Origin of the sequence: Pseudomonas sp. HY13-MNA-CIBAN-0226 (genome assembly GCF_040310305.1) — a bacterium.
GTDB classification, from domain to species: Bacteria; Pseudomonadota; Gammaproteobacteria; order Pseudomonadales; family Pseudomonadaceae; genus Aquipseudomonas; species Aquipseudomonas gregormendelii.
In genome coordinates this window covers 1-267 of sequence record NZ_JBEOPS010000297.1, presented here as the reverse complement: position 1 = coordinate 267, position 267 = coordinate 1, and the positions used below count along the sequence as shown (strand labels likewise).

General features: G+C 61.4%; 1 pseudogene. It reads left to right on the top strand.

The annotated features are described in order from the left end of the window. A pseudogene (locus AAEZ05_RS28825) lies at window positions 1-226 on the top strand (tRNA uridine-5-carboxymethylaminomethyl(34) synthesis GTPase MnmE); the annotation flags it as partial. Between the last annotated feature and the right edge of the window lie 41 nt (window positions 227-267).

Sequence of the window (267 nt, the reverse complement as noted above, 5' to 3'; positions counted from 1 at the left end):
GACCTCGGAAAGCAGCTTCAGTGCGCGCCGTAGGCACCTGGAAGCGCTGCGTCATGCCAGCGCGGCCTTGGAGCACGGGCGCGCCCAGCTGACCTTGGCGGGGGCTGGGGAGCTGCTGGCTGAAGATCTGCGCCAGGCGCAGCAGCTGTTGGGTGAAATCACCGGGGCTTTCAGTTCGGATGATCTGCTCGGGCGGATTTTCTCCAGCTTCTGCATCGGCAAATAGTCGAGTTATCCACAACGACTACCAGTTATAGGACACCGTAC